This is a genomic window from Paenibacillus xylanexedens (genome assembly GCF_007680605.1).
GTDB lineage: Bacteria > Bacillota > Bacilli > Paenibacillales > Paenibacillaceae > Paenibacillus > Paenibacillus xylanexedens_B.
Map to the genome: position 1 here is coordinate 1,717,737 of NZ_VEIO01000001.1, position 13,318 is coordinate 1,731,054.

Genomic DNA, 13,318 nt, shown 5'->3' on the forward strand with positions numbered 1-13,318 from the left:
GTCGCTTATGCCTTAAAGTTTATAAATAGGCGTAATTCGTTAGTCTGTTGTCACCCTGTGCTAGATACATATCAGAAAGTTAAGAGTATCATCATATTCATGAGTCAGCGAAGACAAGGAAGGTTTGTCATTCGAATATGTCAGTCAGCAGAAGGAGGTACAGATGAATGTCACCCTATTCCTATAACCGTATCAAAATGCCACAAGGTTTCTGGGAAGGGCTATGTCAATTAGGTATTTCCTCACAGGATGTAGCTCGTAAAGCCGGATTACCGCTTACCATCATTTCCGAAACGACGGTAAATACCGCTCAATATTATGCTATTTGGCAAGCGTATTCTGACCTTGCAGGCGATATTGCCCAAGGGATCATCAATCTCGCAACCGGTTATGAAGTAACGAAGTATCCGCCGCCGATCTTAGCCACTTATCATGCCCGTAATTATCGCGATGCATTGCATCGGATGGCCAGGTATAAACAACTTTGTCCTCCCGAAAGATTAAAGATGGTTGAGGAGGGGGAGGGTTTTACAATTGATCTGGAATGGATCGTCACCGATCAGACTTGTCCGCCATTACTGGTCGGCATCACATTAGCATTCCTGCTTGAATTGGGACGGAAGGGAACAGGACGGACTCTTATTGCAAGTGCAGTAGAATTTACCCAGCCGATGGGAGATAAAAAAGCTCTCGAAGCTTATTTTGGTAGCCCGGTCCGGACAAATGGCAGTAGAAATCGGTTGACGTTACATCGAAAAGACCTGGATCTTTCTTTCCTCACCTACAATGAAGAGTTACTTGAGATTTTGAGCCCTGCACTGGATCATACGCTACATGAACACAAAGTAAATCGTTCCATGTCGGACATGGTCAAGTGGATTATGAAGCGTAGCTTAAGTGCCGGACGTCCAGAAGTACAAACCGTCGCTAAGGAATTGGGCATGAGTGACCGCACATTACAGCGCCGATTAATGGATGAAAAAACAAGTTTCGTACATCTGCTCACGCAGGCAAGACATGAACAAGCTCGGGTGTACTTGGCAGACTTATCACTTAATATCAAGGAAGTCGCATTTCTGATCGGATATGAAGACCAGAATTCATTTTACCGTGCATTTCGTGCTTGGGAAGGCGATACACCTGCCAATTGGCGAAGCGAACATGCGGAAAGATACGCCAAACTAGAAGATGCTTCTACAGGAAGATAAGCACTTATTACATTTAACTAGAAATCAACCAGACAGAAAAAGGAGAAATGGTTTATGGATATGGGATTAAAAAACAAAACAGCGTTGGTGACAGGATCGACAAAAGGGATCGGTAAAGCGATTGCTCTGGAATTAGCCAAAGAAGGGGTCAATGTACTTATCAATGGACGATGTGCTGAAGAGGTAGAACGAGTCGTTTGCGAAATCAAATCTGCCTATCCGAACATTTCTCCTCAAAATGCGGCTGCCGATATTGTCAACGCCACTGAACGTGAAGCTTTGTTCAAAACCTTCCCACAGGTTGATATTCTGATCAACAACACCGGGATTTACGAAATCATGTCCTATTATGATGTAGACGACACGGTATGGGAAAAGTATATTCAGACGAACGTTCTTTCCGCAAACGCACTGACCAAATTTTATTTGCCAACCATGCTGGACAATGGCTTCGGAAGGGTCATCTTTATCGCGAGTGAAGAAGCTGTGATGCCTGGACATATGCCGCAATATGCTGTAACCAAATCCATGCTACTCTCTTTATCGAAGAGTTTAAGCCAATTGACAAAAGGTACGGAAGTAACGGTCAATACGATCATGCCTGGACCAACCCTTTCGGAGAATGTAGAGCAGATCATAGAGAGTGTCATCCAGGATGAGAGTCTGACCTTTGTTGAGAAAGAAAAAACGTTCATGGCGGCCAATCTTCCCCAATCTGAGTTGCAACGTTTCATCAGACCAAGCGAGATCGGAAGACTAGCAACATTTGTATGCAGCCCTTACGCAACGCCATTTAAAGGTTCACCGATCCGTATGGATGGGGGAATGGTTCCAACCATTTACTAGTGAAGTCCAGCCATAAGCGGTTTGCATGGATAGGAACTAACAAGAGATTATAAAAATAGCCTAGCGGACTATCATTCGATAGTTCGTTTTCTTTTATTCGCTGATACAACAAGGAATAATATAAATCAAGATCGAATACAAGATAAGTAATTGTCTAATTTCCCAAGATTAACTACTGGGTTCCATTAAGACAATTTACATTCTAAAGGGATGCTAATGAATATCCTTTTATGAAAAAAAATTGAAGGGATGGATAGGTATGAAAACTAAACAATTAATCAATTTGTATATGAACGAAAAAAAGGGTTTTGAAAGCGAGGAGCTAATTAATGAAACTGGTATTACAGAATTTAAGGAAGAGTTTTGGTGAGAAAAACGTATTAAGTGATGTAGATTTTCAGTTCGAAAAGGGAAAAATCTATGGCCTTCTTGGTCGAAATGGCGCCGGAAAAACAACCTTATTCAATTGCCTAGGTGGCGAGATTCATACGGATAGCGGCACAATGGAACTTATTAACGAATCGACATCGTGTCACTTGGAAGTCGATGATGTAGGCTATGTTTATTCCCTGCCCATGTTACCGGAATTTCTGACGGGATATGAGTTTGTACGATTTTTTATAGATGTTAACGTTGATGTAATCGAAGGGCGAGGAGATGACATTGATGGCTTATTCGACATGATGCACATGACATTAGAAGACCGCCACAAGCTCATTAAACAGTATTCACACGGAATGAAAAACAAAGTTCAAATGATGCTGTTCCTGCTGATCAAACCCGCAGTGATTCTCCTGGACGAACCTTTGACTTCCTTTGATGTCATCGTTGCAAGCGAAATGAAACAGCTGCTGCGTGATCTGAAAAAGGATCATATCCTCATTTTCTCAACCCATATCTTACAATTGGCAACGGATCTGTGTGATGAGTTAGTTATTTTAAATCATGGGAGTTTAACTCGGATTTCACCTGATCTTCTTACTCAACCCGACTTTGAGGAACAAATTATTAAGTTATTGCAACATGAAGGCGAAGAGGGTAGCCAGAAGGAGAATGCCGATGCAGGGAATCTTTAATACGATTTCTCGCATGTGGCAGTTGCAGGTGATCACGTTAGTCAACCGTTTAATATATTTCCTGCAAAGGTTACCGGTTGTAGGCACCTTCATTCGTGACCGATCATATGCTGCTTTCCGGGCGAAACGAACATTAGGTGCAATCGCAGTTATTTTGATGTTCGGTGCGGGTTTAATAGAGAGCTTACTCTACTTCTGGGGTATGCTTGTACTGCCTATCCTTTTATGGACAGAAGATCATTATACAGGGCGAGTTGCGCTGGTTCTTCATATGTATTTTTGCATTAGTGGCGTGATGGGTGCAGTAACGAGTGCGAAAGTGCTGGAAACAAACAAGATGAAGTATACTGCGATCAAGTTTATGCGAATAGCGCCAACTCGATTTATGCGAGCTGTACTGTTTCACAGGTATACCACATTTTTCTTGTATCAAGGGATAGCCTTTACGCTGGTCTCCTTATTTTTTAATTTTTCGATCAGCCATGTATTGCAGGTCGTGGGAATCATGACTTGTTGGAGAGTCTTATGCGAGTTTTTACATTTAGCAATATTTCAGCGGAGGGGCTTTGTTCTCATACAGAAAACGTGGGCTACGAGTTTAACAATGTTAATCTCACTGACTCTTGCTTACCTTCCTTTAACCCAATGGAGCATTCCTTTATTCGGGGCTGCGATATTGGATCACCGATGGCTTGTGACAATCATCGTGTTGTTAGGGACTATTGCTGGGTATGTTTTGCTCAAATATACGGATTATGCAGGCGCAGTACGCGCAGTAACAAATTATGCTGATCCGCTCTTGAACGCAGAACTCATGATAGCAGATATTCAAAAACGAATGATCCAGTCTACAGGGAACGACTTAAGTTTACTATCCACTTCTAACTCTGCTGTCGTCGAGCAGAGCACCCAGAGCACCTTAGACAAAAAAGGATACGAGCAAATGCACGCACTCTTTATAAAGAGGCATATTAGTCTCCTTCGAGCACCGTTTCGAAGACGTATACTAGCCATTATAATCTTAGGCTTGATCTTGTCTGTCTTGACACTTATTTTCAAAGACCGTATTTCTCTGGACTATGTAGGAAGATTTACACCTTTACTTATCATGGCTATGCTTAATCTGACCGTGGGTAATCAGATCTGTAAAGTGTTATTTTTCCATTGCGATATGCCACTTATGCGATATGCATTTTATCGCAAGCATGCGAAACAGCATTTCCTTTTAAGGTTAAAATATATATTAAGCACCAATCTAAAATTAGGCTTGTGTTTTGCGGCTGTCATAAGTGTGTCTGTACTCATATTAAGTGAGGGACGGAATATAGATTCACTTCTTGCGATCTGGATTTTAATTATTACGCTGGCTGTCTTTTTTTCATTACACCATCTATTGTTGTACTATGTGCTCCAGCCCTACACAGCCGAGCTGGAGACCAACAATCCTCTTTTTACAATCGTAAACAGTCTTATCTCATTAGGCATGGTTGTCGCGATTTTTATAGGGCCAACACTTTGGGTATTAACTACTGCACTAATTGTGTTGACTGTAAGTTATCTGATTAGTGCGTTACCTCTTGTAAACAAATATGCTCATCACCATTTTAGAGTCAAATGAGAGTGAACGTAAGGATTCACTATCTTCGTAAAATGACTTTAATCTAAAGTTTAATATCAATCCTCCCTTTTAAAAAGAAGGGGGGATTTTGTTATTCATCTGGCTTTCAAATGAGGAAGAGACTAATGTGATACCTGAACAAATATCCGTATTTTATAGTCGTCTGGGTTCTTTTCTGTCCAATAGTTGTGCAGTTCCAATGCATATGCATCTCCGCTTACTATCATTCCTTTACGTGCAATGTACTTTTTAATGACAGAATATGTTTGTGACATGCTATCGTATGAGCCTTTGTGATCTATAACTGCATATAAACCTGCAGGTTTAATAAACAGCTTTTCTTCAGGAATGGGGGCCTTTATTTGGTTAGCTATGTATTCAGGATAATCGCCCCCGGATTGAAATCGGTCTTTACTTATAATCGTCCAAATCGGAAATTCATGATCGATATAATGTGTTTCACAATAGTCCCGATGTTCGGTTAATTTTTTGGCAAACTCCTTATCACCGTCACCTGCATCCAGTTGGGTAGTTATAAAATATTCCTCTAGGCATTCCAGAATCTTTGGTGCGTTTGGTAACTCTACTGTTGCTTCCTCTGTCATCTTGATGGCACTTGTCAGAATATTTTGCATTTGAGTAATTCTACGTTGTTCTCTTTCCAACTCCACCTGTTTTTCTTTTAACATATTTATGAGTAGAGGCGTATTTTGCTTCTGAAGAAACACCTTGATTTCCTCTAGTGAACTCCCGGCTTTTTTGAGCACAATAATCAAATCAAGTACAAGACATTGTTGAACGGAATAATAACGGTAGCCTTTAGAATTGACAAATTCAGGTTTTAACAGTCCAATATCATCGTAATGAAAAAGGGTGTGTTTAGTCACTCCGCATGTTTTAGCTAGCTCACTGGTTGTGAAATATTCGTTTGATATATTCGACATTTTTCTATCCTCCATGCCTTTATAGCTATGTATTAAATTCGCTGAAATTGTTTATTGACTATAGGGTTACCCTATACATTATAGTTCAATATGCTAAAAGTTTAAAATAATTCGTATGGAGGAAGATTACTTATGTCAACATTCAAACGCTGGATGATTTTATTCATTGTATCCAGTGCACTCTTACTCATCGTCATGGATATGACGATTCTTTACACGGCTATGCCAACGTTAACACATGAATTAGGTGCGACTGCTTCACAAAAATTATGGATATTAAATGGTTACTCCCTTGTTATGGCGGGTTTGCTTCCCGCAATGGGGACATTAGGAGACCGCCTTGGTTATAAACGGGTTTTCTTAATAGGTTTGATTATATTTTCAATAGCTTCACTTACTGCGGCTTTTGCCCCCAACCCCTATGTTTTGATCGCGGCAAGGGTACTTCTTGCTGTTGGAGCATCGATTATGATGCCTGCTACCATGGCAATCGTCAGAGTTACGTTTACGGATCCGCGTGAGTTAGGCTTGGCTATTGGTATTTGGGGTGCTGTTGCCTCAGGAGGTGCAGGACTTGGACCCATTATTGGTGGACTTCTTCTCGAGTATTTCTCGTGGGGATCTGTATTCTTAATTAATTTACCCATCGCAATACTAGCATTTGTACTAACCATATTGCTCGTTCCAAAACATAAAGGTGATAGAAGTAAAAAGTTTGACTTAACCAGTTCAATCCAAATTATGATTGCCTTGGTGACTCTAATTTATGCGATCAAGGAGTTTACTCGCCGCGAAGGTTCGGTAACTTTTGCAATCATTGGAGCTGCTGTCGGCATTGTGGCACTTGTTATCTTTATACGTCGTCAGAACAGAAGTTCCGATCCGCTTATTGACCTTTCATTATTTAAGATACCACTGTTTACCACAGGATTTATTACGGCATTGGTAGGTTTATTTGCTATGACGGGAATCCAATATATTGTGACGCAACGCCTTCAATTAGTTGAAGGTTTCAGCCCACTACTAGCCGGAGTGTATACGTTAACGATCCCTTTTGCATCCGTCATTGCAGCCCCAGTGACCGGAATGCTCTTGAATCGCTTCAATGTGATTTATATCAAGAGTGCTGTTCTATTCCTAACAGCAGCAGGGTTAGGAATCTATCTTGTACAATTGGATTCAGGCATTGCTGGGCAGGTTCTTGGACTAGCGGTTTTCGGAGTAGGCTTAGGTGGCGGAATGACTGTGGCTTCTCATTCTATAATGAGTAGTGCTCCGTATGAAAAAGCAGGGATGGCTGCATCGATGGAAAGTGTGGGATATGAAGTTGGCGGAGCTACAGGAATAGCCATAATCGGAAGCCTATCCGGTCTTGTGTACACGTTAACCATGAAAATCCCAACAGGATTGAATGTTTCAGTAAAGGTGAAGGATAGTTTGGATGAAGCTTTAATCGTAGCAGAAGGGCTTCCTGCATCAGCCTCAGAAACATTAAAACAGGCCGCACAATTTGCATTTGATCAGTCCTTTTTCGCTGTTATCGTAGCCCTTATTGTGTTATTGGTAGTTGCTTCATTAAGCATGCTATGGGTTGGATCACGATCAATAAAAAAATAGAAGAATCGCGGCGCTTGGGATAAGGTGAGGAGGAACAGGCTCTGAATGCTGTCCAGAATCATTATAAGAAAGTAAAAACTGTGCGTGCAGGTTTGAGGAGGGGAGCGCTCTCCCATTGAAGTCGCTTTTATAGCGGCTTCTTTGTTTTGATCAAGACAAGCTGACTTAGTCTTATAAATAGTATAATTAATAGAACTCGCTGTTGATCGACAACATGAGACAGGAATTGTGATAACCATCTGGAGGCGATTAAAGTGCTGGAATTAGAGTTTACAACGATAAAGACCTGGGATGAAGCCTTGTGGGCGCGGATAGAGCGGATCTATCGAGAGGCTTTTCCATACGGCGCCAAGACAAAAGTGATTCTGCACAGTATGCTGGATCGTGGAATTGGTTATTTACACATGGGCGTGCATCAGGGGGAGGTAGTTGCTATGGCGGTTACTGGACTGGTAGGGAAGGGGGAGGAACGTTTGCTGATCATCGACTATCTCGCGGTTGAGCAGAAGTTGCGCGGATCAGGCATAGGCACGTGGATGTTGAAACAGCTCCGGGCTTGGGCAACAAGGGAACATGGGGTCGAAGGCATAATTATCGAGGCGGAGTCCGGGACAACAGAGGCTCATCTGGAACGAATTCAGTTCTGGCAACGGAACGGGTTCGTTCTAACCTCCTATGTTCATCAGTATAGCATGGTGCCAGAACCGTATCAGGCAATGATGTTGCCACTGGGCAGAAGCAAGCATGTGCCTGATGATGGTAAAGCACTATTCCGTTATATCAATGCTTTTCATAGGGTTGCTTACCGGAAGAGCTAGACGCAGTCTAGGTTATACGATTCTCACTGCGATATTTAGAGGGAGACTGGTTATAATATTTTTTAAACGAATGACTGAATCGTTCCGGTGTGGAAAAACCTGCCGCGATAGCTACCTCTCGAATCGGCAAATCGGTCGTCAGCAGAAGCTGCGCTGTAGCCTCCATACGCGCTTGCCATTTTTTGTCCTTAAACGACATTCCGTATTGCTTCTGCACGGTCCTTTCTGTCTGCCTCGTGCTTAGTCCAATTTTATCTGCAAGCTGTTTCAATGTTATCCATTGATAATCATATAAGAAACTGTTCTCAATGGTCACAAGCCTGCTATCATTTAATGTTTTAACCGGTGCATTACGTACCGCGGTGGGATCTTGGCGATAATGTCTGATCGTTAGCGCTACAATCATCTCCAGTATGTTCGTTGTCATTTGATGAAAACCTATATGTTTGAGTGACACCTCCCGAGCAAGCATCTCAAATAAAGTCATCATGTTTTCCTGATCGGGGCCGATCCAGAAAGGCGTATCCAGCAGCCACCTGGAGAGAACCCCCTTCGTCGGAAGATCCCTTGTATTTTGCTTCAGTTGGAGGGGTCCCGAAATAATCTCGAAGAAAATACAATATTCGGCCATGGGGTCCGTTTGATCTGGAATTTGCTCATGCTCGACCTCAGGGCCAGTCATAAACAACGTGCCGGGCGTTAAGGAATAATGCTGGCCGTCGGCAATAAGAAGCCCCTTACCGCTCGGAATATAATGAAGCTCATAGCTTCCATGACTGTGGCTGTGTTTGGGCATCGTTTGATGAAAATAACCGAATTTTACATAAAGTACGTTAAGGACAAGGTCATCGAGTTTTAACTTGATATCCATATCATTAATATCTATCGGGGGTAGACTCATCGTTTATTCTCCTCTGTCGTAATGCGACATCATGAACGGAACTTGGTCGGCTCTTGTGATAACACAACTCCCTTGCTCATCTCTATAATTATATCTATGAATCCATGAATAGGAAACGGGGGAGAAGAAGTTGGGAAAAACGAGAACTAATCTGTACAATAGAGGCAATTATGCTCTGCATTATACCGAAATACCCGTTTTAAATCCGGGGCACGCTTGGAGAGATGGCATGGTAAGTGGAAATGGAAGAAACGGCTATATCACGTCAGGTTCACCGTATTCCGACAGCTTTATTTTTCAACATATGTGGTTCAATTTCCCTTCCGCTGACCCCAGAGAGATACCACCAGAACTGACTAGTCAATTGCAGGAAGCCAGACAAAATGTGTTTGAACAGAATGACCAATGGAAAATCAAACACGACAATGGCGAGACCCGTGTAAGAACATTCTATTACAGTTACCATCCGGGTCATCAGCTTCGCTTGAACATGATAAACAGAGGACAAGTTTCAGATTATAAACGTTGGACGAACTATGAAACGGCTGAAACTGGCGTAAAATATCGTGATAACGACGGCCTGTGGGTACGGACTTCGTTTACATCCAGAATAGATGACGTGTCCATCACCAAGCTGGAGCATTCCGATCTCGGCAAAAAAATAAATATGGTATTGCAGCTTGATGATATTTCACATATGGATGGAGCACATAATGGGATGTCCGAAGTTCGTGCACTTCGATACAAAAAACTGGTGGACCCCGAAGCCCGTTATCTTGCTCAAGTGGCCCATTATCCATCTTATGCAGGCAGTGAGTTGTGCCATGGAGGATATGCCGGAGTCACTCAGGTTATTGTTGTTAATGGTACGAAGGAACGTATTGTGCTGGAAGGCTCAGGCGAGGAGATGAATGTAGGGCAGGAACAAAACCCGGCAATTCAGATTAAAGATGCGGATGCCGTATTTCTGATCACAACTTCGGGACGAACTCATGAAATGGGCAGTATAGAGAACTTTGCCGACTGTTCAAGCTACTTCCTTGTAGATGAGCTGTTACAGCACACCCAGTCGGTCGTGCAGAAGTATAGTCATGCACAATGTGCATTTGATTATGAACAGGCACTTTCATTACATGCCGCATGGCATTCCCGTGAATTTAATACTGTACGTTTTGCTCTGGGTGGCGATGAGGAACACAAAGATGTGGATAATCTGAAACTCATTGAACTGCAACAGGCATCCCCAAGCCGAATTAATCATGCTTTTATGGAACAGGTCTATAACCAGGGACGGTATGCTATGATCTGTTGCAGCGGAAGCAGCGCACCTCGCTTATACGGGATGTGGACAGGCGAATGGAATCCGGGATGGAGAGGCATTTACACACTTGATGCGAATGTGAACCTGCAGGTCGCAGCCATGAATACGGGGAGTCTGACACAAGCTCAGCTTGGGTACGTCTCATTTTTCCTCAGAAATGCCCCGGATTTCGAAGCTAATGCCCGTATGGCCTACGGCATGCATGATGCGATTCAGGTAAGTGTTAACTCGGACGGAGATCGTGCTATGCATGTCGAATATGATAACGACTATCCTTTTGAATACTGGAATGCCGGTGCGAGCTGGTGTTTACTTCCTATTTTTGAATACTGGCAATGTTTCGGCAATCGCGATATTCCCATTGTGGAGGAGATGAACATCGATCGTCTGCAATCGCTTTTATCTGTTCATGACAACGGCTTATCCGATGAGGCATTCTTAAGTTTGAAGGAACGCGGTACGCTCAATCTGCTTCAAGATATTTTGCTACCGCTGCTCACCAAGCAAGCTAACTTCTGGGAACAAATCTGTACACCTGAGTATTTCACAGATGTTACGGGACAATCGCGTTATGAGCCAGGCAAACAATCATTGCTTGCTGGTGAGCGTTATATGATTATTCCTACGTATTCTCCTGAAAATCATCCAATCGGTTATAACAGTACCATCACCGCAAACGCTACGATGGACATTTCTGCTGCACGAGATGGATTAAATATGGTTATTCAAGCGGAGATGGCTTTAAAGCGCCGGGGATATGAGAAAGCGGTAGACAAGTGGAACAAATTGATGGAACAATTACCAGCATACCGTTACGATAAAGATGGTGCACTCTGTGAGTGGGCCATGGCCGAGTATATTGAAAACAACAATCACCGGCATCTGAGCCATTTATATGCTGCCTGGCCTGCGTATGAAACCCACAGTGATGCTGACCTTGCATCGGCTTCTGCTGTAGCTCTGGCAAACAGAGACCAGTTTAACACAACGGATGCAACAGCAGGACATGGCTGGATGCATAAGGCACTCGTACATGCACGCTTAAAAAATGCAGATGGTGTCCTTCATTCACTCCTGCCGATGATGACCGCAGAAGGTTATTATGATTCTTTGATGACCGATCATGATACCAACCGTAGAAATCATTGTTATTGTACGGACACCGCTTTTGGTGTAGTTGCTGCGGTACAGGAAGCACTGCTCTATTCCAACACGGGAGAGATTGAAGTCTTGCCTGCACTTTCTTCAGACTGGGTGTCCGGTAACGTCGACGGACTAATGGCAAGAACACAAGTGAAAGTAAGCCGTTTGTCATGGGATCAAGCAACCGGGACAATAAGCGTAGTTTTGTCTTCACTTATTCAGGATAACGCCATTCGACTGAGTTCGGGATTGCCATGGACAACCGCGCTGGTTGATGGAGTGGGGGCACAAGTACACATGAATGGCAGACAGCAATATGTGAACTTAACACTGCAAGAAAACCAGGAGACTTCGATTGTTTTCCGTAGGACTTGAATAGGGCTTAAATCTCAAAGAAGTGGAAAACGGCAATATTGTAACAGTAGCAAATACCTTTTACAAATATTATCAGTAGGTTATAATACAATCACTAGATGAAATTACCCAACAATAAAGTGAAATATTGTTATTCTTCAGTGAAGTTTGCTTCATAACTCATTTGCTTTAACAGAACAAATTTCATAAAAATATGGGAGGTATCGTTATGGTCAAGAAGAAAATTTCCACAGCCCTGAGTGCAACTTTAATCGTTTCTATGTTAGCGACTGGTGTAATCGTTGCGATCCAAGGTAAAACGGCATTAGAGGCAGCAAAATCAGCAGGGGATAAGAAGGTTGAAGTCATCAAAGGTATTGAAAACAACTGACACGACAGTCACTAGAATCAAAAGTTTGCAACATGATAGAATTTCAATAACATAATTAATGGATTAACCTCAGAATAGTTATATCATCTGAGGTTTTTTTCATTAGTACAAATAATCCCCTTGAACATCATTGTTCGAAAGATGATTTGAGTAAATGGAGGGAGAAGCAGGATTTCTATTGGTGGAGGGCGATATGGACTACAATTCAGGAGAAAAAGCATGGTTTGACACGAAACGCCTTCGCAACTCTACTGTAGCGGCGGGTCGTCGTCATACCGTTGGTCTTAAAGCAGACGGTACAGTAACAGCTGTGGGTGATAATAAATACGGACAATGTAAAGTCAGCAATTGGAGCAATATCGTCGCAGTTGATGCTGCAAATGTTCATATGGCTGCAAACACGGGGAATGCCCACACCGTTGGCCTTAAAATGGATGGTACGGTAATAGCTACAGGTTGGAATAAACATGAGCAATGCAATGTAAGCGAATGGCGCGATATTGTTTCTGTTTCAGCAGGTTGGTGCCGTACTGTCGGGGTTAAGTCAGATGGAACGGTGGTTGCGGTGGGGCGAAATAACGAAGGGGAGTGTGATGTTAACAGCTGGCGCGACATTATAGCGGTCACGACAGGGGACTGGCATACAGTCGGTCTCAGACTAGACGGTACAGTAACAGCCGCAGGCAACAATAAGTATGGACAATGTAATGTTAACGACTGGAGCAACATATTAGCCGTCTCCGCCGGGTATCTTCATACGGTTGGGCTTCAATCGGATGGTACGGTTGTGGCTGCAGGTAGGAATAAGGAAGGTGAATGCGACGTAAAAGGATGGCGGGATGTTGTGGCCATTGCAGCGGGAAGTTATCATACGGTTGCTCTAAAATCGGACGGTACGGTCATTGCTGCGGGTTCAAATAAACATCAGCAATGCGCTGTAAGTGAATGGCATGAGATTAGAGCAATTTCAGCAGGATGCGCCCATACCATTGGAATGAAATCGGATGGTACGATGGTTGCGGTGGGCGATAATGATTATAGACAAAGTGATGTAAGTGAATGGAGTAACATCCAACATTAA

The 13,318-nt window shown here is 42.9% G+C and carries 11 protein-coding genes; 9 read left to right on the forward strand and 2 right to left on the reverse strand.

The window, feature by feature from the left end; translation table 11 throughout:
- The first annotated feature begins 167 nt into the window (after nt 1–167).
- The 4 genes from FS818_RS07555 (at nt 168) to FS818_RS07570 (ending at nt 4,748) form a co-directional block, all read left to right on the forward strand.
- Complete coding sequence (locus FS818_RS07555; protein ID WP_145331044.1) at nt 168–1,208, forward strand: AraC family transcriptional regulator; 1,041 nt, start codon at nt 168–170, stop codon at nt 1,206–1,208.
- A gap of 54 nt (nt 1,209–1,262) precedes the next feature.
- Entirely contained in the window at nt 1,263–2,054 is a 792-nt protein-coding gene (locus FS818_RS07560; RefSeq protein ID WP_145331046.1) for an SDR family NAD(P)-dependent oxidoreductase, read from the forward strand.
- 329 nt (nt 2,055–2,383) lie between these two features.
- Nucleotides 2,384–3,130 (forward strand): ABC transporter ATP-binding protein, encoded by a 747-nt coding sequence (locus tag FS818_RS07565; protein ID WP_145331048.1) that lies wholly within the window; start codon nt 2,384–2,386, stop codon nt 3,128–3,130.
- Entirely contained in the window at nt 3,114–4,748 is a 1,635-nt protein-coding gene (locus FS818_RS07570) for a hypothetical protein (protein WP_145331050.1), read from the forward strand. Before FS818_RS07565 ends, FS818_RS07570 begins: the two co-directional genes overlap by 17 nt.
- 122 nt (nt 4,749–4,870) lie before the next feature.
- On the opposite strand, the gene FS818_RS07575 is transcribed toward FS818_RS07570, so the two are convergent.
- Nucleotides 4,871–5,692: a MerR family transcriptional regulator gene (locus tag FS818_RS07575; protein ID WP_186331771.1), complete on the reverse strand. Its 822-nt coding sequence runs from the start codon at nt 5,690–5,692 to the stop codon at nt 4,871–4,873.
- A 132-nt stretch (nt 5,693–5,824) separates the two neighbouring features.
- Here FS818_RS07575 and FS818_RS07580 point away from each other — a divergent pair, with 132 nt between their 5' ends.
- Together FS818_RS07580 and FS818_RS07585 are read left to right on the forward strand one after the other, a co-directional pair.
- Nucleotides 5,825–7,309, forward strand: a complete 1,485-nt coding sequence (locus tag FS818_RS07580) for an MFS transporter (protein ID WP_145331054.1) — start codon at nt 5,825–5,827, stop codon at nt 7,307–7,309.
- A 254-nt stretch (nt 7,310–7,563) separates the two neighbouring features.
- Nucleotides 7,564–8,127: a GNAT family N-acetyltransferase gene (locus tag FS818_RS07585; protein ID WP_145331056.1), complete on the forward strand. Its 564-nt coding sequence runs from the start codon at nt 7,564–7,566 to the stop codon at nt 8,125–8,127.
- A gap of 7 nt (nt 8,128–8,134) precedes the next feature.
- On the opposite strand, the gene FS818_RS07590 is transcribed toward FS818_RS07585, so the two are convergent.
- Entirely contained in the window at nt 8,135–9,028 is an 894-nt protein-coding gene (locus FS818_RS07590) for a helix-turn-helix transcriptional regulator (RefSeq protein ID WP_145331058.1), read from the reverse strand.
- A gap of 130 nt (nt 9,029–9,158) precedes the next feature.
- On the opposite strand from FS818_RS07590, the gene FS818_RS07595 reads away from it, so the two are divergent.
- The 3 genes from FS818_RS07595 to FS818_RS07600 all read left to right on the forward strand — a co-directional run bounded on the left by FS818_RS07595 (nt 9,159) and on the right by FS818_RS07600 (nt 13,318).
- A complete protein-coding gene (locus tag FS818_RS07595; RefSeq protein WP_145331060.1) occupies nt 9,159–11,867 on the forward strand; it encodes a glycosyl hydrolase family 95 catalytic domain-containing protein in 2,709 nt (902 codons plus the stop codon).
- 208 nt (nt 11,868–12,075) lie between these two features.
- Nucleotides 12,076–12,237, forward strand: coding sequence for a hypothetical protein (locus FS818_RS28715; protein WP_186331772.1), 162 nt, complete (start codon nt 12,076–12,078; stop codon nt 12,235–12,237).
- Nucleotides 12,238–12,430: 193 nt separating this feature from the next.
- Entirely contained in the window at nt 12,431–13,318 is an 888-nt protein-coding gene (locus FS818_RS07600; protein WP_145332801.1) for an RCC1 domain-containing protein, read from the forward strand.

What these genes read in the sequence shown, in the direction of transcription:
- FS818_RS07555 (WP_145331044.1), top strand. Translation starts at nt 168, where the DNA reads ATGTCACCCTATTCCTATAACCGTATCAAAATGCCACAAGGTTTCTGG.
- FS818_RS07560 (WP_145331046.1), top strand. Translation starts at nt 1,263, where the DNA reads ATGGATATGGGATTAAAAAACAAAACAGCGTTGGTGACAGGATCGACA.
- FS818_RS07565 (WP_145331048.1), top strand. Translation starts at nt 2,384, where the DNA reads ATGAAACTGGTATTACAGAATTTAAGGAAGAGTTTTGGTGAGAAAAAC.
- FS818_RS07570 (WP_145331050.1), top strand. Translation starts at nt 3,114, where the DNA reads ATGCAGGGAATCTTTAATACGATTTCTCGCATGTGGCAGTTGCAGGTG.
- FS818_RS07575 (WP_186331771.1), bottom strand. Translation starts at nt 5,692, where the DNA reads ATGTCGAATATATCAAACGAATATTTCACAACCAGTGAGCTAGCTAAA.
- FS818_RS07580 (WP_145331054.1), top strand. Translation starts at nt 5,825, where the DNA reads ATGTCAACATTCAAACGCTGGATGATTTTATTCATTGTATCCAGTGCA.
- FS818_RS07590 (WP_145331058.1), bottom strand. Translation starts at nt 9,028, where the DNA reads ATGAGTCTACCCCCGATAGATATTAATGATATGGATATCAAGTTAAAA.
- FS818_RS28715 (WP_186331772.1), top strand. Translation starts at nt 12,076, where the DNA reads ATGGTCAAGAAGAAAATTTCCACAGCCCTGAGTGCAACTTTAATCGTT.
- FS818_RS07600 (WP_145332801.1), top strand. Translation starts at nt 12,431, where the DNA reads ATGGACTACAATTCAGGAGAAAAAGCATGGTTTGACACGAAACGCCTT.